The following is a 246-nucleotide window of genomic DNA, read 5'->3' on the forward strand; positions in this document are numbered from 1 at the left end:
TCCACGTCTTCGGGGGGCTTCGTGTGGATCGCTCGAACCCGCCGCCAATCCAATCCGGCAAACAGCGCCTCGAACTGCGCATGGCTCAACAGGATTAACCCGTCCGTCACGGCGGGCCAGGTAAAGCCGTGATCCTCCAGCCGCTTGTAGGCCATCACCAGCCCTGTTCCGTCCCAATACAGAAGCTTCAGACGGTCTGCCTGCTTGGCGCGGAACACGAAGACGGTCCCGGTGAACGGGTCCTTG

1 protein-coding gene is annotated in these 246 nt (G+C 62.2%); it reads right to left on the reverse strand.

From position 1 onward, the window contains the following. Window positions 1-246, reverse strand: a 246-nt coding sequence (gene tnpB / locus GV832_RS21860; RefSeq protein WP_168776946.1) for an IS66 family insertion sequence element accessory protein TnpB, incomplete at both ends; no start/stop codon positions are given.

The sequence above is a fragment of the Stagnihabitans tardus genome, assembly GCF_009925085.1.
In the GTDB taxonomy this organism is placed as follows: Bacteria; Pseudomonadota; Alphaproteobacteria; order Rhodobacterales; family Rhodobacteraceae; genus Stagnihabitans; species Stagnihabitans tardus.